General features: G+C 37.5%; 25 protein-coding genes. 14 read left to right on the forward strand and 11 right to left on the reverse strand.

Annotated features, from left to right (window positions below; genetic code table 11):
* Positions 1-27 precede the first annotated feature (27 nt).
* The 4 genes from VB691_RS05395 (at position 28) to VB691_RS05410 (ending at position 3430) form a co-directional block, all read left to right on the forward strand.
* Positions 28-528 (forward strand): DUF29 domain-containing protein, encoded by a 501-nt coding sequence (locus VB691_RS05395; RefSeq protein WP_323290449.1) that lies wholly within the window; start codon positions 28-30, stop codon positions 526-528.
* A gap of 20 nt (positions 529-548) precedes the next feature.
* Positions 549-1073, forward strand: a complete 525-nt coding sequence (locus VB691_RS05400; protein WP_323290450.1) for a hypothetical protein — start codon at positions 549-551, stop codon at positions 1071-1073.
* Positions 1074-1302: 229 nt separating this feature from the next.
* Complete coding sequence (locus VB691_RS05405; protein ID WP_323290451.1) at positions 1303-2181, forward strand: tetratricopeptide repeat protein; 879 nt, start codon at positions 1303-1305, stop codon at positions 2179-2181.
* A gap of 436 nt (positions 2182-2617) precedes the next feature.
* On the forward strand, positions 2618-3430 hold the full coding sequence (locus tag VB691_RS05410; protein WP_323290452.1) for a phytoene/squalene synthase family protein: 813 nt from the start codon (positions 2618-2620) through the stop codon (positions 3428-3430).
* 69 nt (positions 3431-3499) lie between these two features.
* Here VB691_RS05410 and VB691_RS05415 read toward each other — a convergent pair whose 3' ends face one another.
* From VB691_RS05415 to hflX, 3 genes are all read right to left on the reverse strand, one after another.
* The gene (locus tag VB691_RS05415; RefSeq protein WP_323290664.1) at positions 3500-3727 is read right to left on the reverse strand and encodes a DUF167 domain-containing protein; all 228 of its coding nucleotides are present in this window, start codon (positions 3725-3727) and stop codon (positions 3500-3502) included.
* A gap of 128 nt (positions 3728-3855) precedes the next feature.
* Entirely contained in the window at positions 3856-4293 is a 438-nt protein-coding gene (locus tag VB691_RS05420) for a pentapeptide repeat-containing protein (RefSeq protein ID WP_323290453.1), read from the reverse strand.
* Positions 4294-4488: 195 nt separating this feature from the next.
* Positions 4489-6192, reverse strand: a complete 1704-nt coding sequence (gene hflX, locus VB691_RS05425) for a GTPase HflX (protein ID WP_323290665.1) — start codon at positions 6190-6192, stop codon at positions 4489-4491.
* A 158-nt stretch (positions 6193-6350) separates the two neighbouring features.
* Here hflX and dnaB point away from each other — a divergent pair, with 158 nt between their 5' ends.
* Together dnaB and VB691_RS05435 are read left to right on the forward strand one after the other, a co-directional pair.
* A complete protein-coding gene (gene dnaB, locus VB691_RS05430) occupies positions 6351-7682 on the forward strand; it encodes a replicative DNA helicase (protein ID WP_323290454.1) in 1332 nt (443 codons plus the stop codon).
* Positions 7651-8415 (forward strand): hypothetical protein, encoded by a 765-nt coding sequence (locus VB691_RS05435; RefSeq protein WP_323290455.1) that lies wholly within the window; start codon positions 7651-7653, stop codon positions 8413-8415. The genes dnaB and VB691_RS05435 overlap by 32 nt, the downstream gene beginning before the upstream one ends.
* On the opposite strand, the gene VB691_RS05440 is transcribed toward VB691_RS05435, so the two are convergent.
* On the reverse strand, positions 8412-10628 hold the full coding sequence (locus tag VB691_RS05440) for a glycosyltransferase (protein WP_323290456.1): 2217 nt from the start codon (positions 10626-10628) through the stop codon (positions 8412-8414). The two genes, VB691_RS05435 and VB691_RS05440, sit on opposite strands and share 4 nt — an antisense overlap.
* 611 nt (positions 10629-11239) lie before the next feature.
* On the opposite strand from VB691_RS05440, the gene VB691_RS05445 reads away from it, so the two are divergent.
* On the forward strand, positions 11240-12013 hold the full coding sequence (locus VB691_RS05445; protein ID WP_323290457.1) for a carbonic anhydrase family protein: 774 nt from the start codon (positions 11240-11242) through the stop codon (positions 12011-12013).
* Between the two features lie 30 nt (positions 12014-12043).
* On the opposite strand, the gene VB691_RS05450 is transcribed toward VB691_RS05445, so the two are convergent.
* Complete coding sequence (locus tag VB691_RS05450) at positions 12044-13396, reverse strand: CmpA/NrtA family ABC transporter substrate-binding protein (RefSeq protein WP_323290458.1); 1353 nt, start codon at positions 13394-13396, stop codon at positions 12044-12046.
* 99 nt (positions 13397-13495) lie between these two features.
* Here VB691_RS05450 and VB691_RS05455 point away from each other — a divergent pair, with 99 nt between their 5' ends.
* From VB691_RS05455 to VB691_RS05470, 4 genes are all read left to right on the forward strand, one after another.
* Positions 13496-13717 carry a type II toxin-antitoxin system HicA family toxin gene (locus VB691_RS05455; protein WP_323290459.1) on the forward strand — a complete coding sequence of 74 codons (222 nt, stop codon included), beginning with the start codon at positions 13496-13498 and terminating at the stop codon, positions 13715-13717.
* Positions 13717-13926, forward strand: coding sequence for a type II toxin-antitoxin system HicB family antitoxin (locus VB691_RS05460; protein ID WP_323290460.1), 210 nt, complete (start codon positions 13717-13719; stop codon positions 13924-13926). Before VB691_RS05455 ends, VB691_RS05460 begins: the two co-directional genes overlap by 1 nt.
* A 182-nt stretch (positions 13927-14108) precedes the next feature.
* The gene (locus tag VB691_RS05465; protein WP_323290461.1) at positions 14109-14438 is read left to right on the forward strand and encodes a hypothetical protein; all 330 of its coding nucleotides are present in this window, start codon (positions 14109-14111) and stop codon (positions 14436-14438) included.
* 19 nt (positions 14439-14457) lie between these two features.
* Complete coding sequence (locus VB691_RS05470) at positions 14458-14889, forward strand: hypothetical protein (RefSeq protein ID WP_323290462.1); 432 nt, start codon at positions 14458-14460, stop codon at positions 14887-14889.
* 37 nt (positions 14890-14926) lie between these two features.
* Here VB691_RS05470 and VB691_RS05475 read toward each other — a convergent pair whose 3' ends face one another.
* Positions 14927-17581, reverse strand: coding sequence for a chloride channel protein (locus tag VB691_RS05475; RefSeq protein ID WP_323290463.1), 2655 nt, complete (start codon positions 17579-17581; stop codon positions 14927-14929).
* Between the two features lie 306 nt (positions 17582-17887).
* On the opposite strand from VB691_RS05475, the gene VB691_RS05480 reads away from it, so the two are divergent.
* Both VB691_RS05480 and VB691_RS05485 read left to right on the forward strand, forming a co-directional pair.
* Entirely contained in the window at positions 17888-18106 is a 219-nt protein-coding gene (locus tag VB691_RS05480) for a DUF2949 domain-containing protein (protein WP_323290464.1), read from the forward strand.
* Positions 18107-18187: 81 nt separating this feature from the next.
* Positions 18188-18520, forward strand: a complete 333-nt coding sequence (locus tag VB691_RS05485) for a hypothetical protein (RefSeq protein ID WP_323290465.1) — start codon at positions 18188-18190, stop codon at positions 18518-18520.
* 18 nt (positions 18521-18538) lie between these two features.
* On the opposite strand, the gene VB691_RS05490 is transcribed toward VB691_RS05485, so the two are convergent.
* From VB691_RS05490 to gcvT, 3 genes are all read right to left on the reverse strand, one after another.
* Positions 18539-19489, reverse strand: a complete 951-nt coding sequence (locus tag VB691_RS05490) for a lysylphosphatidylglycerol synthase transmembrane domain-containing protein (RefSeq protein WP_323290466.1) — start codon at positions 19487-19489, stop codon at positions 18539-18541.
* 172 nt (positions 19490-19661) lie between these two features.
* Entirely contained in the window at positions 19662-21068 is a 1407-nt protein-coding gene (locus tag VB691_RS05495; RefSeq protein WP_323290467.1) for a DUF2079 domain-containing protein, read from the reverse strand.
* Positions 21069-21289: 221 nt separating this feature from the next.
* Positions 21290-22399 carry a glycine cleavage system aminomethyltransferase GcvT gene (gcvT, locus tag VB691_RS05500; protein ID WP_323290468.1) on the reverse strand — a complete coding sequence of 370 codons (1110 nt, stop codon included), beginning with the start codon at positions 22397-22399 and terminating at the stop codon, positions 21290-21292.
* 42 nt (positions 22400-22441) lie between these two features.
* On the opposite strand from gcvT, the gene VB691_RS05505 reads away from it, so the two are divergent.
* A complete protein-coding gene (locus tag VB691_RS05505) occupies positions 22442-22894 on the forward strand; it encodes a nitrate reductase associated protein (protein ID WP_323290469.1) in 453 nt (150 codons plus the stop codon).
* A gap of 125 nt (positions 22895-23019) precedes the next feature.
* On the opposite strand, the gene VB691_RS05510 is transcribed toward VB691_RS05505, so the two are convergent.
* Together VB691_RS05510 and VB691_RS05515 are read right to left on the reverse strand one after the other, a co-directional pair.
* Positions 23020-23316 carry a shikimate dehydrogenase gene (locus VB691_RS05510; RefSeq protein ID WP_323290470.1) on the reverse strand — a complete coding sequence of 99 codons (297 nt, stop codon included), beginning with the start codon at positions 23314-23316 and terminating at the stop codon, positions 23020-23022.
* A 67-nt stretch (positions 23317-23383) separates the two neighbouring features.
* A complete protein-coding gene (locus VB691_RS05515; RefSeq protein WP_323290471.1) occupies positions 23384-23689 on the reverse strand; it encodes a shikimate dehydrogenase in 306 nt (101 codons plus the stop codon).
* Positions 23690-23816 lie beyond the last annotated feature (127 nt).

A 23816-nucleotide genomic window follows, 5' to 3' on the forward strand; every position in this document is an offset into this window, starting at 1 on the left:
AAGCAAGAGACAAGAGGTAAATTAAATATGACTTTATCAAACAAATTAGAGCTTCAAGATCAGGCAAAATTATTGTATGATACTGAACTACAATTATGGATTAATAAAACTATTAATCAACTAGAAAACAGACAATTTGAGCAACTTGATATTGAACATTTAATTGAGGAGTTAAGAGACTTGGGGAAATCAGATAAAACCAGTCTTATTAGTAATTTAAAGATTTTAATCGCTCATTTACTAAAACTTAAGGTTCAATTTGATGCACCGGAAACCATTAAATATAGTTGGTATAATTCAGTTGATGAACATCGGGAACGTATTCAAGATTGTCTCAATGATAACCCATCTTTTAATAATTTTCTACCAGAAGCCATTGAAAAAGCCTATCCTAATGCTCGTAAACTAGCAATTAAAGAAGGTAAACGAGCAACCAGGGGAATTCGCATTCCTCAAGAGAATGATTATTTAATCAGTTGTCCTTTTACAATTAAACATCTTTTAGATGAAAATTTTTATGGTATTTAATTAAATTTAGGTGATGACTATTGTATTTAATTTGTCCTGGTATTCATGAGCAAGAATTAACCAATCAATTTATTAAAAATGCTCTTAATAAATCTGATAATTTATTGGTATTTCCCACAGATAAATATCCGGCTTATTCTGGGTTTCATATTTTACAATTTATCCAAGAAAACTGTAAAAATACCTCTCAGGAATTAATGATAATTAGTTTTAGTGCGGGGGTAGTTGGTGCCATTAATGCCGCTTGGGGATGGCAATTAAAAGGAGGTACAATTAAGGGGTTAATTGCCTTTGATGGGTGGGGTGTTCCTTTAATCGGTAAGTTTCCCATTTATCGCGTCAGTCATGATGAATTTACCCATTGGAGTTCTGAAATTTTAGGCACAGGAAACCTGAGTTTTTATGCTGATCCATCCGTTGAACATTTAGACTTATGGAGATTTCCCCACAGGGTGAAAGGTTGGATGGTAGAAATAAATTCTCATGGGAAAAAGTTCTTATCTGCGATGTCTTTAATTGAGTTTTTGTCCTTAATTCTGTTTTAGTAGGGGCTTAATATGATTAACTCAGATCTTGCACCAACACCGAAAAGCTAAAAAAATCCGATTTTTAAACCGTTAAACCCTGATTCTTTGGTTGAAATTTAGGCAAAAAATCGGATTTTTGGTTCAGTGCAAGATCAGGGTTTAACGGTGTTAAACCCCTACGGAAGATGGCGGGGCAGTCAATCCTAAACTAAGCTATGGTTGTTGAAAATGCTAGGATCTTTCTCGGTTGACGAAAAATCCTCAATTTACCCCCCGCGCAATCATGTTCCGTCGTCTCGTCCCTATTCTCCTAACTGTCTCTCTCTTAGCAACGCCCCAAATAGGGGTGACACAAACCATTGATCAATTATTTGATCAAGCAAATACAGCCTATGATCAGGGCAAATATACAGAAGCAGAACGCATTTTTAGGCAAGTAATACAAATTGATCCGAATAATGCTGATGCTTACACCAAATTATGCAATGTTTTAGATGATCTAGATAAATTGGATGAAGCCATTGCAGCCTGTCGTCAAGGGATTAAACTCAATCAAGAGAACAGTTATGCTTATTTTTTAATGGGCTTTGTTTTAGCAAAACAAAATAAATTAGATGAGGCGATCGCCGCTTACCAACAAGCGATAAAACTGAACCCTGACGATGCTACTGCTTACAACAACCTGGGCATTGCGCTGTCAGATCAAGGGAAATTAGATGAGGCGATCGCCGCTTACAGTAAAGTGTTAGGTTTACCGGATCAAAAAGGAAAGGTTGCTAATACTCACACCCTTGGTCACAATAATTTAGGTTTCGTTTTCCAACAACAAGGGAAATATCAAAAAGCCATTGCTGAGTATGAAAAAGCCATCAAACTAGATCCTAACTATGCTACTGCTCAAAATAACCTCAAAGAAGCCCAACGTCTCTTAGCAATAGCGAATGTTCCTATCCCTCCTAATAATAATGAAACAATTAATCTTAGTTTGCTTTCTCCTCATCAATTATTTATGAATTTACCTAAACTTGAAAAAAACAACAAATCAGCAGACTGGTTTAGAAAAGATCTTGATGTCAAAAATGTACAATTTACTCGCTATGAAACCACAGGAACAGTTACCGATTAAATAAAAAATTCTACCATTTTAAAAGGAGAAATTCGTTTAGGGAAAGAAAAACTAGAACTACAAAATGAGCAATTTTTAATTATTAACTCACCAAAATCAGGCATTAAAAAGATTAGATCCCTAAAAGACAAAATCTTGAGGATCTGCTAAATTCAGAAAAACTGTATAACAAGTTACAATATTTTAGCCAATGAGTCAGGAGTAAATCAAAACCTATCTATTCCCCTGACTCACCAAAGGAAAATGAATAATTGCGGCAAATTTTGGCGAACCATAATACAATGGACACCATCTTTATTAAAATCGCGTCCTAATCTCTAACTCGCATGGTAAAATCCAAAATTTCCGTATGTCAGGAACTTCACAATAGTTTAGTGGGATCTCACAAATAAGTAAGTGTATGCTAAAGCTTAAGTTGGCGTGAGGAGTTAAATGAATGAATTTACGAAATAATGCCCTGAAGACCCTTAAAGAAACGAGTCGAACCTTCTATATCCCGATTAGCCGTCTTCCAGATAGCTTACAGGATGCCGTTGCTTCTGCCTATCTGTGTATGCGTGCTATTGATGAAGTGGAAGATCACCCTGACCTCAATAACTTTACCAAAGCTAAAATCCTGCGCCAAATGAGCCTTAATTTACAGGCAGCGAGGGAAAACTCTGGAGTAGAGGATTTTTCGGCGGGATTGATGCCTTATAGTCATTGTCTACCAGATGTGACGCTACGGTTAGGACAATGGGCTTTACTAGCCCCAGATTCTATCGCCCCTCGGATTTGGGATGCTACGGCGGCCATGGCCGATCGCATGGCCTACTGGGCCGAAAATAACTGGACAATTCGCACAGAAGCCCATTTAGACCAATATACTTTTAGTGTGGCCGGGTCTGTTGGACTGCTGTTATCGGACTTGTGGGCATGGTACGATGGCACCCAAACCAACCGAAGCTATGCTATTGGGTTTGGTCGAGGATTACAGGCTATTAACATTATCCGTAATCATCGGGAAGATTTACGCCGTGGTGTTAATTTTATCCCCCAAGGATGGCGCATTGAAGATGTTCACCAATACGCCCGTTATAACCTCAAATTAGCCGATCTCTATGCCAAATCTTTACCCTCTGGCCCGGCCTTAGATTTCTGTAAAATTCCTTTAGCTTTGGCCTATGGAACCCTGGAAGTCATGGCATTAGGGAAAGAAAAACTCAGTCGAAGCGATGTAATGGCCTTGGTACAGCAAGTTACTCGCTAATTATTCCCAATACTGATTGTTTTGTTAAGTCTCTCTTCGGAGAGATTATTTTTTTTTAGTTAAATCCCTTCAGTCAGCTTTCTCAATATAAATCAATTTATAACGGGAAGATGTACCAGATTTAATCAAAATTTGGGATTTAGGCACATCAAACCGTTTGGCTAAGATTTCGATTAATTCACGATTCGCTTTACCATCAACGGGGGGAGATTTTAAAGAAATGATTAAACTGCCGTCACCAGATTCTTCTATTTTTTGCTGTTTGGCGTTGGGTTTAACTTTAACTTGGAGTTTCATCATAATTGGGCCCAAAATCCCGCCTTATGAGGACGAAACGCTTTTAAGGCAAGGCTTAAATCCCCAAATACCCGTTACTTTCAACAACTTCTAACTGGCTACTGAGCGAAGTCGAAGTGCTGACTTCGTTATGGTTCTTCTCCTCCAATACCAATCCCTGTATTGTAGATTTGGGCATTGGTAATATTAAGATTTTCCATTGATGCTCCTGTAACATCGGCATCATAGATCATGGCTTGAGTAAAGTTAACATTATCCAGATTAGCGTCATTAAGGCTGGCATTCGTTAACATAGCACCCGTTAAATCAGCCCCTTTTAAGTTAGCACCCGTTAAATCAGCCCCTTCTAGGTTAGCTTCTGTCAGGTTAGCCCCCTTCAGGTTAGCATCTCTTAAGTCCGCCCCAATTAAATGAGCATATCTTAAATCTTCATTAGACAGATCACAGGCTTTACATTGCCCTGTTTCTAGCAATTGTTGCACCTGGACTGGATTGCCCGCCATCACTGGACTAGCTAATATAAGGGGAGTGACGATTAATAATGTGCTTAAAATGTTGCGTTTCATGGTTGATCCTCCTCGCATCCCTTGTTCTCTCTATTCCCAATGTACTCAACTAAAAGGGGAATACCCTCCCCCTATCGGGTTATTTTTTTTGTTCCAGTTTTGAAAGCCCATCTTAGATTAGTGAGTGACATCCTCCCACGCACGTCGCTTTGCTTTGTGCGGGGAACCTCCCTAACTCACGATAGGGCATTCCTGTTAACTAACCGCCGCATAGTTCACCAATTGACCCAATTTTTGCCGTAAGGTTTCTAACCCCAACCGTTGACTGGCAGAAATAAACACCCCTAGGGGATACTCTTCTTGGGCCAGTCTCAGAGTATCACTCTCTGCTGTATCAATTTTATTAAACGCCAGGAGAATAGGCCCAGGAACTAAAGGCATCTCTTGTAAAATCTTCATCACCGATTGAATATGATGTTGCCAGGCCGGATGAGATAAGTCAACCAGGTGCAACAGTGCATCTGCTTCTGTTACTTCCTCCAAGGTAGCGCGAAAGGCATCTACTAAGGAGGGGGGCAATTCATGAATAAATCCCACCGTATCCGTTAACAGGATAGTATAGGGTTCTCCTGTGGTGCTATCCATACCCGAAAGACGACGAGTAGTAGGGTCAAGGGTAGCAAATAATTGATCTGCGGTGTAAACTTCCGCATTGGTTAAAGCATTAATCAGGGTAGACTTACCCGCATTGGTATAACCTACAATAGCCACGCTAGGAATTTCCTGTTTCTGTCTCTGTAGACGGAGACGGGAACGGTGGGCCTGAAGTTGGTCAACTTCTTGCTGTAAACGGGAAATACGCCTTTGAATAGCCCGACGTTCCGTTTCTAATTTCGTTTCCCCAGGGCCTCTTGTTCCAATACCACCCCCTAACCGGGACATGGCTTGACCGCGACCCACCAATCGGGGCAACATATACTCTAATTGGGCTAATTCTACCTGTAATTTACCGGCCCGTGATTGGGCCCGTTGAGCAAAAATATCTAAAATAACTTCAGTGCGATCAACTACGCGAACCCCTAATTGAGATTCTAGGTTACGGACTTGGGCCGGGGAAAGATCCCGATCAAATACCACTAAATTTGCCCCCAAAGTTTGCACGCGCAGGGCAATTTCTTGGACTTTTCCCGTTCCTACAACAGTTTGAGGATGGGGTTTATTCCTTTTCTGCCGCAAGGTTTCCACCACTTCGCCCCCTGCGGTGTCTACCAGTCGTGCAACTTCTGCTACGGTTTCCTCAAAGGCATGATCGCTCATTTTGTCGGTTTGCAGGCCCACGATCATCACCCTTTCGGAGTCTCCTTCAACCTGTTGGGCCGTGTATTCTCGCCGAAATTCTGCTTCTAACCCTTCCACTAAACCCCAAAAATCTTGTTCTGTTAGGGTTTCTAGGGTCATGGCCGCAGAAACCGTCCAATAGTATTCCTGGTTGGGGTTGAGGTCTGAGGCGGGCAATAAATGGGCAATGTAGGCCTCTTTTACATAGCCTGTAGCCCCCCCACCCTGTCGCATTTTTCCTTCTCCTGTCACCGGAAGCATAACTAAAGCATCGAGTCGTTGTAAGACCATCGCTGTTAAGCTAGACTCGTTGGGAGGTTCTGCTTTCAGTTTGGTGGCAATACAACGAATGCCGCACAGTCTTTCTACACCGTAACGGGGCAATTCTAAGGGGGGTATTTGGGTTTGTCGCGGAGTTCCTACCCCGATCCGAATGACTTGGCCACGACGGTTAATATAAGCACAAACGGGTTGACCTAGATCTGAACTGACGGCGGCCAGTCGTTGGGCAAATTCTGGGGTGGTTAGGCGATCGCCGGCCAACTTTTGATGATAGAGTCGTTTTAATTGCTTAATCTGACTGGGTTTCAACCCTTGCAGATTTCCATAGATGGTATCGATAGGCGCACCTCTTAGAATTATTGCTATAACTTTTTATTGTAGTACGGTTTTTTAAGAGAGTGCAGAGAATTGTTAATTTTAGATTATTTTTATTTTTTTTGACATCTCAAGTCTCATGCTATAGTACATAATTATCTAAAGAATCTTTATTGTTGTCTATGGTTATTAATAAAACCCTTCCTCCCCAAAATATTGAAGCAGAAGAGTCCATTCTGGGTGGTATTTTAGTCGATCCCGAAGCCATGGGACGGGTGGTGGATTTAATCAATATAAAAGCCTTTTATGTGAAAGCCCATCAAGAGATTTATGAGGCAGCATTAAAGCTTTATAGTCAAGGACAACCAACAGATGTTATGACGGTTAAAAGTACCCTTGAGGATCATTATTTATTAGAACAAGTTGGGGGAATTGATAAGTTAATGCAGTTGGTTGATCGCACTGTTTCTGCCGTAAATATTGATCGCTATGCGGTGTTAGTCATGGATAAATATTTACGCCGTCAGTTAATTGTTGCGGGCCATGAAATTGTGGATTTAGGATTTGAGACAACCCAAGAATTAGATCTGGTTTTAGATGAGTCGGAAAAGAAGATTTTTAGTTTGACACAAAAGCGACCTCAAGAGGGGTTAATTCCTATTTCTGATACCATTATTAAAACCTTTAATGAGTTAGTAAAACTTCAGGAACAAACGTCACTTCCTGGCATTGAAACTGAGTTTTATGAATTAGATGGTATCACAGGAGGACTACAAAGATCGGATTTAATTATTATTGCCGGTCGGCCTTCGATGGGAAAGACAGCTTTCGGATTAGGTTTAGCAGCAAATATTGCTAAAAAGCATGATTTACCTGTGGCAATTTTTAGTTTAGAAATGTCGAAAGAGCAGCTTTCTCAGCGTTTATTAGCGTCAGAAGCTGGTATAGAAAGTAACCGTTTACGCTCAGGAAGATTTGCACAAAATGATTATGAAAAAATCAGTATTGCTATGGGAACTTTATCCAATTTACCCATTTATATTGATGATGCTGCTAATATTACTGTGATGCAAATTCGTTCCCAAGTTCGCCGTTTATTAGCAGAAAAAAAGGGAGAATTAGGCTTAGTTTTGATCGATTATTTACAATTAATGGAAGGTGGGAGCGATAATAGAGTACAAGAACTATCAAAAATTACCCGTTCTCTTAAAGGGTTGGCCCGTGAAGTTAAGGCCCCTGTTATTGCTTTATCTCAGTTAAGTCGGGCTGTTGAATCGAGGAATAATAAACGTCCAATGATGTCAGATTTACGAGAAAGTGGTTCTATTGAACAAGATGCGGATTTAATTATGATGTTATATCGTGATGAATATTATAATCCTGATACAGTTGATCGAGGGGTTGCTGAAATTATTGTCACTAAACATCGTAACGGGCCAACGGGAACAATTAAGCTGTTATTTCAAGCCGAATTAACTAAGTTTGTCAATATGCACAGAAACACCAATTATTAATACTTATGAAATCAAAAAATCTCTTATATTCTTACGTCTTTTTTTTGATGTGGGATGGGAATTTGAAACATTTTGGACTTATTTAATCATTATATTTTGTTTGATTTTAGTGCTTTATTCTCTTTATTTTATGTATAAAAAAACAGTTTTAAAATCTTGGTTATTTGTCTTTTGTTTAGTTTTTATTCAAATATTTTTTTTACTAGGGCCAGATTTATTATGGGGAGGAATTAGATCTCTTTCTCCTCGTTATCTCATTCCTTTTTACCTGGGAATTAATCTTTCTGTTGCTTATTTGTTAGGAATTAAATTGATTACGTCAAGCAAAATAATGACTAAAATTTGGTCTATTATTACGATTATTATCCTTTCTTTAGGAATTATTTCCTGTGTGATTAATTCACCAAAAGAAACTGCTTGGACAAAGGTAATTAGCTACAGTTTACCTCAAGTTGCTCAGATTATCAATAAAACGGACTCTCCCTTACTCATTAGTAACGATCAAGGTTATCATCCTGGTAATATTATGGCATTAAGTTATTTACTGAACCAAGAAGTTAAATTTCAGTTACTTTCACAAGAGAAAGGATATCATCTTCCTAAAGGTTTTCAATCAATATTTTTGCTAAGTCCAACGGATGAATTTAAACTTAATTTGGAAAGAGAAACCAAAGTGAAAGCAAAATTAATGTTTAGTGATACTTATCTTAAGTTATGGAAAATTGAGGTTTAAATTAAACGTTTAAAGATCGAGGTTAAACCTTTATATCTGAGAAGTAATTTCAGCATTAATACAAGGGAAACAAATTCACCTGGGGCTTTTTTATATTCTTGGAATTGCCAACGATTGGGAGTACAATATAATAGGTATATCAGTTTTTTTTGTTGTTCTAAAGTTAAGTCTAAGAAGTAAATTTTGATCTCATTTTGATGATTTGTAATTTTTTTCTCAATCATTTCGCTAGGAAGTTTTAAGCCTTCAATCTCTAACAAAAATTGCTCCGGTAAATTACAATTACTATTTAATACTAAAGTTGCTCCTTCTTCTGATATTGTTTTAGTTTTTCCTTCTAAAATGGAATTTTTGTTAATGATTTTAACTCGTTTAGATAGGGAAAAATTTTGAAACAAACTTGATTGAGGTTTCTCATAAAAAGCTAATAAAGCAACCCCAATAGTAATAACATTATACAAACTCCAATAAAAACCTGGATTAATTCCAGCAGTTGATATAATTGTTTTCTGTAAACTCATTCCTAAACTAATTAAGTTCATACCCAAAAAAATAATTACGGGAACTGCTAATTTCCATTGATAAACATAACGCTTTCGAGAAACCCCTTTTGGAGTTACAGAAAACTTATTATCAAAGGGACGAAGCATCACTTTAATTGTATTAATGGCCGTTGGGAAACAGTGGGTTAAGTTATAAACATCTGAAAATAATACCGAACGCGCTTTTAAACTTAACCAATATAATACCGTAAAACTGACAGTATAATAAGGCAAAAACATATAAATAAACTCATCAGAAGTGACTTGTATAAATGAAATATTAAATACAGAATAAAGAAAAGGACAAATTAAAAAGAAACAACGAGATAGAGGACTAAACCAAAATAATAATCCTTCAAAATTAACTAATCTTTGAACAAAAGTTAAATTAGGAATAATCAGGGGATTTTCTTTAATAAAAAATGCTTGTAATGTTCCCCTACCCCATCTTAATCTTTGAGAAATATGAGATGAAATACTTTCTGCTGCTAAACCAGCACTTAACTTTTCATTGAGATATAAAACATCATATTTGTTTGCTAAAAGGCGTATTCCAGTAAAATAATCTTCACTAATAGATTCAGTAACAAACCCCCCAACTTCTTCTAAAGCACTACGTCTAACGACGAAGGAAGTTCCTGCACAAAGAACGCTATTTACACCATCTCTCATTAACTGAATTTGACGATAAAATACTTCTTCTTCTGCATTTAAAGCCTGATCTAACCCCAAATTTCTGGCAATTGGATCAGGATTATAAAAATGTTGGGGGGTTTGAAGTAAGGCAGTTTTCCCATTCTGAAAAAAACCAATTGTTCTGACAAGAAAGTTAGTCGTCGGCACAAAATCAGCATCAAAAATAGCAATTAACTCTCCATTTGTTTTTGTTAAAGCATGATTTAAGTTACCTGCTTTTGCATATAAATTATCTGGTCTAGTGACATAATAACACCCTAATTCTTTGGCTAATTGTTCAATTTCTGGTCGATTTGTATCATCTAAAACATAAATTTTTTTGTGTTGATAATCTAAAGCTTGACAACCAATAATCGTCCGCTTCAAAATAAAACTAGGTTCATTATAAGTAGGAATAAAAACATCAACAGAAGGGCAATATTCTTGATTGATAACTGCCTGACTGTAATCATTTGCTTCTTGTTTACGTTCTTTACTTGTAAACATAAATATTAATTGGATAAATCCCCCCAAAATTGCAATAAATTCTAGTAAAAATAATCCTAGACTAAACATCCCATTGACAGGATCATTAAAGTTGAGGGTAGAAAGCGATCGCCAACTAAAATAACGGAGAATTAAAATTAATAGAATTGTGACAATAATTCCCCTTGACCAAGGTTTAGGAAAAGGAGATAATTTCATGATTATCTGTACAAAAATAAATAAAATTATTGTTGGTAAATACAAATAAAAACCATGAATAAATTCGGGGACTTGTACCCAAACTGGCGGATTTTCTTGCCAATAATTTAACTGGTTAAATAGTTGCATAATATGAGATTCCCCTAACAACCATGCAACGGCGATCACAGCTAAAGATAGCCAGATTCCTAGGAATATAAGTGTTGCTGTATATCGAGGGAAAATAATCCGAAAAGAAACAGGACTTTTCAATGTTTTACCTTGACTTGAAATGAATTTATTATTTGCCATAATGACTTACTATCCTGAATGTTAGGAGATTAAATAACCAAAATTTTCTGTTATTGAAGATTAATAATATCATATTTAATATTATCTAGGTTTTTATCGTGGCAAACAACCGTATACTTACGCCATTTCCAGATACAATCAATCTCATAGATACTCAATTTATTGGCGTTTTTTAGGTGATGAATATCGGGAAAAATTAGGTAATTTATTCCTGATCATTAGTTTAACTAAAACTCTGATTATTCTTTGTATGATTAGATACTTTTTTCCTGAAAGTATTCTTTCCATGAGAAGAAAAAATCACGAAACTTTAACATCTTGATAAGAGGGTTAAGGTAGATAGTAAAATTAGGTAATCATAGAGTATTTTAATCATAATCTTTTCATTATTAGCTCTGATTCTCAGTTATTATTAAATCAGTAAAAGGTTAAATTTTGGTGAGAAATAGATGAGAATTGACCCTAAAATTTTGTTGACATCAGGATAAACCTATGCTGTGGGGTAATATCAAAGGTTGATAACAATAGCTGAGTGATGTACTTGGTGATATCAAAAGATTATGCTATTGTTAAGGATAAGGATTTTCTCATAAAAAAATAGGAGCTAATCTATGAAGCGGCGTACCTTCGTCAAAGCAATTCCGCTAGGTTTAGCAGGGGCAACATTTAGCCTCAATTTTCCGTCTTTAATAGCTGCTGTTGCTGGTGAAAAGCATACAGATTGGAGTTATGATGATCCTGAAAGTTGGGGATATTTATCTCAAGATTATCAAGTGTGCAGTCTTGGAAATCAACAGTCTCCCATTGATTTGCAATCACCCATTTCGTCTGAATTACAACCTATCGAGATTGTTTATCAGGACATTCCCCTAAAACTTCTTAATAATAGCCATACCATTCAAGTTAATAGTAATTCAGACAATTATATTATTATTGACGGTGAAAAATTTGACCTCTTGCAGTTTCATTTTCATCATCCCAGTGAGCATACAGTGACGGGAAAAACTTACCCCATGGAAGTACATTTTGTTCACAAAAATAAAGAAGGTTCTCTGGCGGTTTTAGGAGTATTTCTGCAAGAAGGCCAAGAAAATGCTATTCTTAAATCAATTTGGGAAGCTATGCCATCTCATAAAAGTGAAGAAAAACTGATTGAAGGAGTCAAAATTTCTCTAGCTCAACTGTTACCAAATGATCAGACAATGTATCGCTATTTTGGTTCTTTAACCACACCTCCATGTTCAGAAATAGTTCATTGGATAGTGTTTCAAAATCCTCTAGAGATTTCCTCAACACAAATTCATAAATTTAAGCAAATTTTCCCCTTAAATGCTCGTCCTATTCAACCATTAAACCGCCGTTTTCTGTTATCTTATTCGGAATAATGTAAGGGAAAAAATACGTTTGCCCCTAACTTAAACAAAGCCAAAAAATTGAGGACGACTCGCACGAATAGGAAACTGATTCAAATAGGCCACAGGTTGACTAGGATCAAATGCTCTGCCATCAATAAAAGCCGTGGCTGGTTCCTGTTTCATTGTATCACTCGGCAGGGCAATATTTAACCCTTTGGCTACTTCTTCATAGAAAGTGACAGGATAAATTTTATCTAACAATTTATCCGCATCTTTGGGATAATCAGAACTATCTAATTGATGCCAACGAACCATTTGAGTTAACATCCAAACAGCATGGGAACGCCAAGGATAATTAGCATTATCTTTGTCCTTGAGATAGGTAGCCTCTCGATGATTAAAAATCGTAAAATCAGGAATAGTTTGTTGATATTTCTCTGACACTTCACTACTATAAGAATACTTGCCTTCTAAAGTCGGTTTAATTAGGGTAGCATCCAAGTTTAAATAGTTAGGTTTAGCTAAAATTTCGGAAATTTCTGTATAATTATTAGAGCGATCGCAATATTGACAAGCCTCAATTAAAGCTGCCATTAATGCCTTTGTAGTCGTGGGATTTTTTCTAGTCCAACCATCCATAGTGGCTAAGATTTTGTTAGGATGTCCCTGCCAAATATCCCGACTAATATGAGTAATAAATCCCGCCTTATTTAAGACCGTTTGTTGATTCCAAGGGGCAGAAACACTATCACCATCAATCATACCCGCTTGTAGTTTATAAACCATCTGAGAAGCCGGAAATTCTACTAATTCTACTTCAGAATCAGGCATTAATCCCAACGCAGACAGCCAATAACGGGTTAAATAGGCATCCATCGAAAATTTAGAATCTACGGCAAACTTAGCAGATTTTTCCCGATTTCTGAGATAGTTTCTCATTCCTACTTCAAAATCAGCAAAATTAAAATAATCCACCGAGGGACGAATTCCCGCTTCCCAAGCTTTTTGGGTTAAAGCGATCGCACTCCCATTAAGGTTAAGATTCATCAAGGAGATTAAGGGGGCTTGCTTTTCCCCTAACTGTGCCATCATGGGGAAAGAATAGGGGAGTTGTGCCGCATCAGAACGCCATTCTAAGAGGTCTTTTTCCACCGCTTCCCAGGTATCATAACGTTTCAGGGTGACAGTCAAGCCATAACGCTCAAAAAGCCCCTTTTCCTGGGCGATAATTAGGGGGGCAGCATCTTGAGTTGGGACAAATCCGAGAATTAGGTTAGGCTTTTCTAAGGAACCGAGATCAAGGTTTTTTTGTTGGTTGTTGGGGGAAAATATATCAAGGTTGCTGCAAGCGGTGAACCCTAAACCTGCGAGGCCTAAGCTGGTGTATTTAAGAAAGTTACGGCGTTTCATCATATTGGGCAAGAAAATTATAAGTTTTTTATTAAAGGTAGCAGTTATTATCAAGTTATGGTTGTTGAGTCAGACCATAGGATAGAGTATCATAGAATACCCATGCCCAGGAAAATTCGAGAGTTCAAAACTCAGATTGCACGGTTCGGCTTTATTTATTTACCCAAGCGTGGGAAAGGGAGTCATGAACGTTGGCGACATCCTCTGTTGAGGAAAACATTAACCATTTCAGGTAAAGATGGAGATGATGTACCACCTTATCTGGAAAAACAGCTAACAGCATTATTAGCTAAATTAGAAGAAATAAGGAAGGATAACAATTAATGAGTCAATATAGTATGATCATTCAGTGGTCTGATGAAGATCAGCTTTTTCTAGTAACAATTCCAGAGTTTTCTGAGCGTGTTTTCATGCCTTGTACTCATGGTAAAACTCGTGAGGAGGCAATTCACAATGGCGAAGAAGTAATCGAAATGTATTTAGAAGCTTGGCAAATTGAAGGAGAATCTATTCCTAAAGTTAGTCGATTGTAAATCATATAATTAGTGATGCTTTTTTAATAGATAAACCTCCCAATAGCAAACATCCTTGATCAATTAATAATTAATAATTAATAATTATTAATTATTAATTGATAATTGATTATTGATTATTATTCATTTCTCTCGACTGAGGCTATAATATAAGTGAAACAAGATCTAGAAGGTTTAGAGTTATGGAAAATCCCAATCAAGCTGAAAATAGTATTAGACTAAACGATACTTCTCAAATGAAGGTTTATGGTATTTCACAAGGCGAAAATGTTATCAGACAATTGAAAAATGTTGAGGTTAGTGTCAATAAATCTATAAGCACTGTTATAATTGACAAAGAAGTTGAAAATCTTCTCAACTGGCTTGCAGAGCAGCAGGGTATTAGTCCTGAAATTGCTTTAAAAAAAGCCGTAGTAACCGCAGCTTATCTTCATGATCTTACAACCAGCGAAGGCGGTGAATTGCTAGTTAAACGTAAAGATAATTCTGTTGGCAAAATTGTCTTAAAGTAGAGATTTGTGAATTGTTTAAATGATGTCAATGGAATCTGAAGAACAAAAAGTATCTCCTTCTGAATCTTCCTCTGAGAAAAATCGCACCTCTGCCTTTCCAAATAGTGAATTGATTAAAAGTTATGTTCAAACTCAAGATTTTGATCTTAAAAACTTATTCCCTTCTCAAGTAGAGACAGGTATCAAACTTGAGGAGAGACAAGAGACAACCCGTTCACAATTAGCCACTTTCTTAATCAAAATACTTGCCGGGACATTAATTGCCAGTTTTTTGCTAATTATTATTTTGATAATTATGTCTGGTTTTATAGATGAGAAAAAGATAACATCATTTGAGAAAACCAGTGCTTTAGTCAAAGATTTGATAACATTTATATTGACTGCTCAGACAGGTTTAATTGGTACAGCCCTTGGCTTCTATTTCGGTTCTAGAGGTAGTAATTCAGATTAATTATTGAAGATGAAAAAACAAAATAAAAGGCTATTATTTAAGGAGATTGTTCTAATGATCCCCGTACTAAAATAACTGTACTTTCAACTTTTTGAGCAATCATTTTAGGAATATTGCCATGAATAACCTGTTCTAAAAGTCCCTCTCGACTCACCCCTAACATCACCACATCACAACTTTCTGCGCTGGCCAAATGTACCACCGCATCAGCAACAGATTGAGAACGAATCGGTAAAGGAATTACAGGACGATCAATCTGTTCTTTTAACCCTTTGGCTATTGCTTCTAAATGTTGATAATTCGGGGCAGATTTAGCGGGGGAAAAAACTTGACATAACCAAATAATGGGGGAACGAGAACGAGTATATAAATGAGTTAATCCAGGTAATAATTCTAGGGCCCTTTTGGAATTTGGCCCACCAGCAATAGGAATTAACCAAGTTGCATCCTTATCTAATTCTTGAGGATAAGCATCCTTTCGTTTCCCCAACTTAACTAAGACTAATTCACAAGAGGCCTTGCGGATCAAAATATCCACCACATGACCAAAAACAGCCCCAGGAGTGCGAGTATTGCCCTTCCATTCCAAGATCATTAAATTGATGTGTCGTTCTCGAATCGTGTCTAAAATCGTTTGGGCAATATCATGGGCCACACGGATTTGCGTATGTACCGGAATCTGATGATGACGGCCTAATCGTTCGGCCCTCTGTAATAATTGACGACTATGTTGAGTAATTACAGAGGTTTGGGCGGGATCACTGTGTTTTGGCACTTTAATCACCTGTAAACATTCTATTTCTTGATTTTGTTGAGTAGCGATCGCCGCCCCAATTCTAAATAAAGATGTAGCCGTATCTGGGTTAACTAAAGGCAATAAAATCCGACCATCACCCGCCAAAGGGGCGCGAGTTTGATAAGCGATGTAAGAGGGTTCTGGCATAGCCTCATTGAGATCCCCATCATTCCCCTCTAACTGGTTAGCCTCGATGCGAATAATATCCGTGCGGGTAATAATTCCCACCAGTTTACTGCCTTCCGTCACAGGAAGACGGGATAATTGATAGCGGTTTAGCAAATAGAGAACATCACTTAAAAATGCCTCTGCTTGTACCGTAATAGGACGGGGTGTCATAAATTCCCGTAAGGCAGTTTGGCCTGAATGTTGGGCCAAATTAGCCAGATCACTTTGAGTCACAATCCCCACTAACTTACCATTTTCCATGACAGGAAAGCCCCGATGACTCGATGTAGACATGGCCTGTAACACCTCATCCAAAGTGAGATTACTGGGTAAAGTTTCTACATTAGATTGCATCACCCTAGCGGCCGTTAAGGTTGAGAGAAAATCCTGTGCCGTAGGAGTTGCATTAATAAAAATTCCCTGATCCCCTAGCATCCTTTCATATAAAGACCCCCGTGACATACTTTCCGCCACGATATAGGAAACGGCGCAACTCAGCATCAGGGGCAGAACAATATTAAAATCTGTATTTAATTCAAAAACAATGACAATAGCTGTTACCGGAACCCTAACTACGGCGGTGAAAAACGCTCCCATTCCCGCCAAAGCATAGGCAGATTGTACCCCATTTCCCGTCACCAAATGTTCAAAATCTCCCACTAAATAGCCCAAAGCAGCCCCTAAAACTAAAGCAGGGGCGAACAAACCCCCTGGTGCATTGGAACTATAGGCCAACATAGTGAGGAAGAAATGAGCAATAAAGGCTAATAAAATGGTGCGTCCATTCAACTCACCCATCACTAAAAAGCCTTGTAACCCCGCATTATCGAGAAAAAATGGGGGTAAAAACGAGACAATGACACCAGAAATCATGCCCACTAGGCCAATGCGCCAAGATAAAGGCAACTTGAGGCGACGCTGTATTTGTAGGCTAAACAGTAGCCCCCGATTAAAAAACGCTCCCAAAACCCCGGCTAAAATACCTAACAGGAGATAAAACGGAATATCAGATACAGCAAAACTTATATCAGGAAGATCGAGTAAAGATGAAGGAAATTTGAGATTAGTCGATTGCAGCACCAGGGAAACCACTGCCCCGGTAAATGAGGCGACAATAGCGGTTTCTAGGGTTAACCCAGACACATCCCGCATCAATTCTTCAATCACAAATAATACCCCGGCAATGGGGGTACTAAAGCCCGCAGCTAGTCCAGCGGCTGCCCCTGCTGCAATCATTTGTCGTCGATGTTCCGGGGAAGTAGGAACCCAACTACTAAGTTGGGCCGCTAAGGCGGCCCCAATATGGACGGTAGGGGCCCGACGGCCAAGGGTTAAGCCGGCCCCTAAGACTAAGATAGTGCCAATCATCTTAACGACAGCAACCCGTAGGGAGAGGGGAACGGAATATCTGGCTAAAGCCCCTTTAACTTGGGTAATTCCCCCTCCTGCTGCGGTGGGAGAAGTTTGTTCAATTAACCACCCGGCTAAGTAGCCAAAACTTAACCCTACCAGGGGTAATACCCAGATGGCCCCAAATTGATTAGCTAGGGCGACACGCCACCCTCCTAGCCATCCGATGCCCTCTTTTAAAATTAGGGCAGCGACGGCGGACAGAAATCCGATAATACAAGCTTCTACCAAGGCATAGCGGGGATCAGTGGCACTCATCCCGAAGTGTCTCGATTTTACCCATTGGTAGAGGCGTTGGGGAATTAAATGAGGCTGCATGGATTACCCGGATTGCGCCAGTCTCTTTTATCATAAGGGATTATTTTCCGCTTGTTTGATTATTGCTGACATTTATCTAATCCCTGTTTTAGTTTACAGCATTAATACGGAATGATTCGGTTGTTTATCACCTAGAGAAAAAATTACTTAATCAATCATCAACAAATTACTGAGTGAGACTACGGAAACCTTGATTATACGGGGAATTAAAGCCGTGTTTTTTCGGCTGTATTCCCTGGGTTATTTCTCTACAATCGAATTTAGAAATTGAAATTAACCAGATGATTGATATCAAGAGAAAAAAAGATGATTAATGACTCTCAATCCCAACTTATCGAATTTTTACGCAATAAACTGGCTATTCCAACTGAATCTTTAAAAATGGCCGTCCGTTTTACGGAATCTTCTGTTGGATCTCTCCCTATGATTCTTTGGCAATATGGGTTAATTGATTTAAACCAATTAGATCAAGTTTTTGATTGGATAGAAAAAACCGAACAACGTGAGTTGGATTTTGGATTTTAGATGAATGTCTAATCTACTATATTGCTTTATTAATTAGATTTTTCCGATTGTTACTAACCTTAATTAGCGAGGACTTATCTGATGTATCAACCTTGTCTTCCACCCGATGATTTACCTTCTTTAGATCCCAGTTATCGTCAACTTTCTTGGGAATTAGAAGAAGTTGCTGGCGAACTTTTTTATAAGTATTGTGATCCCATTACCCAAGATTTATTATCTCGATGTGGGTGGGATGTTACCACCGCAGGGAAAGGATTAACTCTAGTGATTCTTTGTCCTAATTCTGATCTAAACTGGCAAGTTTTACAATCTATTCCTTTGTTAGCTGAGAGTTTACAAGAACTTAGTCCTTGGGCAAAAATTCGGATTTATCCCCCGGCAGGAATGGGTAGCGCGATGGAAGTTATGATTTAAAATACAACATTTTAAATCTTATTTTTTCGCGGAAATTTTGCCCATTGCTCCCATCATTTGTCCCAAAAAAGGGAGTCCAATAATGGCAGGAAGAAAATACCGAGACGTACATAATAATCCTAATGCTGCTCCCGTTGCAGCATCAAAATAAGGCTGATAAAAGAATATTAAAGCTGCGTCACGGGTTCCCACACCCGCAAATGTTAGGGGTAATAATCCGGCTAAAATTGCTAAGGGAGATAGGGCTAAATTGACCCAAAATGGGGTAAATGCTCTTAGTGCTAGAATGAATAACCAGATTTGTAATAGATGTAAAAACCAAATAAAAATGGAGGTACTGGCAATTTTGAAAAGTTGTTGTTTGTCTCCCCAAAAATAATTGTGCATTTCTTCCCAAGATGCTTGTAAATTCTGGAGTTTTTGCTTAATCTTTTTTGGGGCTATTTTTTGACTCAAGATAAAAAATATTTGGGCAAATTTACGGGAACCTAATAAGAGTAACCCAAAGATTAAACCACTGGCAACCGCAGCAGTCATGATCCAAAATAAACTATTTTTATCTGAATAAATAACTAAGCCAAAGACACACCAAAGTAATAATGAAAGCATATCAGAGGTTTTTTCAAATATTACTAAAGATAGGGATAAAGATCCGCTTAAATGACCTCTTTCTCGCAAAAAGTAAGCTTTGGCAATATCTCCCATTTTTGAGGGTAACACCATATTAAGTACACTCGCCCCTAAAATCAGACGGTTTGCTTCTAAAAAGCCTAAACTCGTCCCTTTTGGCATTAATTGCTGTAATCTCCATGAGGTAAACATCGTAATGGGAAAAACCATGCCTAAACTAATAAACATTAGGAAAGGATCGCAATTTTTGAAGACGTTAATTAATCCCTGAAAATCAATCTTTGAGTAGATAATTAATAAGATGGTTACACTGACAGCAATGGAAATAAATCGTTTCATATTTTGGGTTTCTCTATGGGCTTGATTATTATTATTAAAGTATTGCTTTATGGACAGTTTTGTGAAATAATAAAAATAGATGCTTCATAATGGAGATCTAAGTGCGTATACTTAAGTGTCAATATTTCCCATTATGATATAGTGTATCATAAAAGTTGTCTCTATGGATCATTTATTTTAAATTTTGGGAATTTTTTTGATTAATTTTATTAAATAAAACAACACCATCTCTGTCATATTGTAACTTAAAGTTTGAATTGTTCTGTAGTTGAACTACTAAATTATTAACTGTATCTTGAGAGTTTTCCCAGCCTGGATAACGAGTATTAAGTAAGATAGAATCAAATTCTTGTATATTAATTGGTTCTCGATCTTTGATAGCTAATTTAATAATAGAACGATGAGTTAAATGAGGAGAAATTTGAGGAGAGGTTAATACTTTAACATTATTAGGGACTAATGTAACAGCTTCTTTCATAGCTGATAATGTTTCTATTTGTTCTAAATACCGAGAGGTAAAATAACTATATTTTCCTAATGCTAAAAAGGTAATTAATAACCAAAGTATTATAAATTTAGGACGGCGAATTAATCCTTTTCCTGCGGCTAAAGTTGCTATAACTGATAACAATAAAAAGGGCAAAATAGGAATTGAATATTGATGAACTAAATCTTTTTGAGGTTGATAGTCAGTTAATAAATTTAAGGTAAAAGCTGGAACTGCTGCCACTAAGGGAGTTAAATAACGAGGAGATAAACCCCAAATAACCGGAAGGAATAATAAGATTAAATATTCTAGATTTGCTTTGGTAAAAATACGACTTAAAATAATATTTGGCTGCAATAATAAGTTAGTAATAATTTCAGTTACAGAGTCTCCCAAGAATGAATAACGCCCCACAGCAGCAACTTCATCTCCACTAAATTGAGGAATAATTAACTGTGTGGTAATAATAAACCAAAACACTCCTAAACCTAAAGCTAAACTTCCACATAACTTTTTTTTCTCAAACCATAATAACCAAATTCCCATCGCAGCAACAGTTAAAGACAAAACTGCTTTACAACTTAAAATAATGATAATGCTTAATAAAAAGAGCCGAAAACAATTTAATCTAGCGGCTAATACGGCCCAAAAAAAAGCAGGTAAAGCGATGATTTCTGAATGAAAATCAAATAAGTTAACATTAAATATTAAAGGATATAATAAATAAACTCCAACTATTGTTAAAGCTAAATTATCCGTTAAGTTTGCTTGTTTGCCTAATTGCCATAACGGTAAAGCTGCGATAGATAAAGCCAAAGCTTGCACTAAAAACAACCAATGAACATTAGGATAAATAACATAAAATAAAGCTAAAGGATAGAAAATAAAAGCCGCATGATCCCCTAAAATATGATCATCAGAAAAAGAAACAATAGGAGGTTGTCCCTGACTAATTAAATAAAGAGCTTGATCAAACCAACCTAAATCTAACGCATTAGATTGAAAAAGCCAATGACGTAAACTAGCAAAACTGAATAAAATTAAGGTGCTAATACTAATAATTAGCCAAAGTAACCGAGGAATTTTTATCATATAGGTAAACCTGTATACAGGCTAAAGCCTGATACTATAAAAACAAAGGCTGTCTACACAGCCTAATCATTTTATACCTTAGTCGTTGCGTAGGGTGGGTTAGGTGGCGATAGGTTATGCAGCTAAGTTGTTAATTGATTATCCACCGTAACCCACCATCAAGAAGATTTACTTGATAAAATATTTTAGAGAAATAGAAAATATTTGTCTATTCCCCATTTTCAACGATTTACTGATTTATAAAAGGGCTTTTTAACAACTTTAGCCGGATAAAGTTTACCTCTTATTTCTACCTCAACCTTTTTACCTATTTTACTTAACTCTGTGGGAACATAAGCAAGGGCGATCGCTTTTCCTACGGTTGGGGCCAAAGTACCGCTAGTGACTTCCCCCACAATTTCGCCCTCTGAGACGATGGGATAGCCATGACGTGCTATATGTCGTCCTTCCATTTGTAAGCCCACTAAACGGCGTTTAACCCCTGCTGTGGCCTGTTTTTCTAATACTTCTCGTCCGATAAAGTCCCCTTTACTCTCCAAATGCACCAACCACTTTAAACCCGCTTCTAAGGGACTGGTATGATCGTCAATATCTTGCCCATAAAGACACATGGCAGCCTCTAAACGTAGGGTATCTCGCGCACCTAAACCGCAAGGCGTAACGCCATTTACAGCCAGCGATCGCCATAATTCCTGCCCAACTTCGGGAGCAACCATGACCTCAAACCCATCTTCTCCAGTGTAGCCTGTACGCGCAATAAACGCGGGTTTCCCTAGTACCTTTGTTTTCAGGTGGCCAAAGAATTGCAGTTGACTGAGATCATCATCAACAAAAGGCTGAAGTTTGGTCAAACTTTCGGGCCCTTGAACTGCTAATAATACTTGTTCTTCGGATAAATCTGTTAAAGTAATAGGAGTGGTTGCTAAGTGAGATAAAATCCAAGTTTTATCCTTGTCTTTAGTCCCTGCATTAACAATAATCATGGCTTCTTGTTCACTTTGATAGTAAACAATGATGTCATCAATAATGCCACCTTCAGGGTTAAGAAGTACGGTATATTGAGCTTGTCCCGATGTTAATTTTGTTAAGTCTGAGGGAACAAGAGACTGTAAGGAAGCAATTAAATCTTGTCCTTGTAAGGAAAATTTGCCCATGTGAGAAATATCAAACATTCCCACATTGTTTCTAACAGCTTCATGTTCTAGTTTAAGGCCAGTAAATTGAACGGGCATTTCCCAACCAGAAAATTCGGTCATTCTGGCTTTTTGTTCAATAATTAGATCGTATAAAGGGGTACGGGAGAGAGTATCGGAGATGTTAGAATTAGCCACGGGTTTTATTTATAATAGTAAGGGATTTATATTTTAAGTGATATGAGTGTTTTTTTTCAATTTGAAAGTGAATTTGTTGATGCTTTACATTGTATTCCGATGATTGTGCGTTTTAAATTAGATACCTGTGGAGTCAAGTTAAAGCTTGTCCATTGGAATCAGTTTACCCCAGAAGAACGAAAAGTTTTAGTAGTTATGCCTTGTGAAACCCCGAAAGAGAGTCAGGAATATAAAGACTTTCTCCAAGCATTAATTACCGATAAAACAGGCAGTCCCGCCGGAGAGTTACCTATTGATTCTAACCCGTTTTGGTTAGATGATAAGACTATTCCTGACCAAGTGCAAGAAAAAGCGGCTGAATTTGAGATTAATCTTAGTTTAGAACAGTGGGAAAAGTTAACACCTATTCAACGATTTGCTTTAATTAAATTAAGTCGTTCCAGTCATGAAAACCGTAATTTTTATCCCGCTTTACAAGAGTTTCAGTTAATATAAACATAAGGCGATGCACTGCCCTATTAGTTATCAAAGAGCGTCGGGCGCAAGCATTTCGCCCCTACAAGCGGATAAATTGGGACGTAGGGGCGCAATGCTTGCGCCCTCTGGCTTGCGCCCTTTTTTTAAGGGGAGAAAGTAGGAACAAGACGAAAAAGCAAAGTTAACAAAGCAGTTGCTACAGCCACAACAATTGGTACAATTAAAGAACGGAAGCCTTGTAAGTCAGAAATAGCTTTAACCATCGTTGCTTGTTCACTTTCTACCCTTTCCAGTCGCTTATCCATACCGCCAACTTTCTCGGTTAAGGTTGCCTGTCCTACTTTTAAATCTGTAACATCTTTTTGAAGGGTTTCTAATTTGTTCTCAATGCGTTTAAGAACTTCCTCTAACGAGTAAGTGACTGTTACTTGTTCACTCATGGGTTAAACTCCTATTAGTTATTGATTTTTTTGTTTTACCTTTTGTCTTTCCCATAGCAATAATTAATTAATGGGGGAAGTTTGGAACAAGACGAAAAAGCAAAGTTAACAAAGCGGTTGAGACAGCCACAACAATTGGTAGAATTAAAGAACGAAAACCTTGCAAGTCAGAAATAGCTTTAACCATCGTTCCTTGTTCACTTTCTACCTTTTCCAGTCGCTTATCCATACCGCCAACTTTCTCGGTTAATTTTGCTATCTCTACCTCAATGGTGTTGAGTTTATCTAGTTTGGTGTTTACATCTTTAATCTCTTGCTTAAGCTCTTTTAAAACTTCCTCTAACGAGTAAGTTACTGTTACTTGCTCACTCATGGGTTAAACTCCTAATTAGTTATTGATTTTTCTCTTGTCCTCTAGTTGTCTCTAGGGGACTTACTTTATTTTATGCTCAGTCGATTGTTAAGAAATGTAACAATGGCAAAAAAAAATTCGCCGGAAG

The organism is Crocosphaera sp. XPORK-15E (assembly GCF_034931425.1).
Lineage (GTDB): Bacteria > Cyanobacteriota > Cyanobacteriia > Cyanobacteriales > Microcystaceae > UHCC-0190.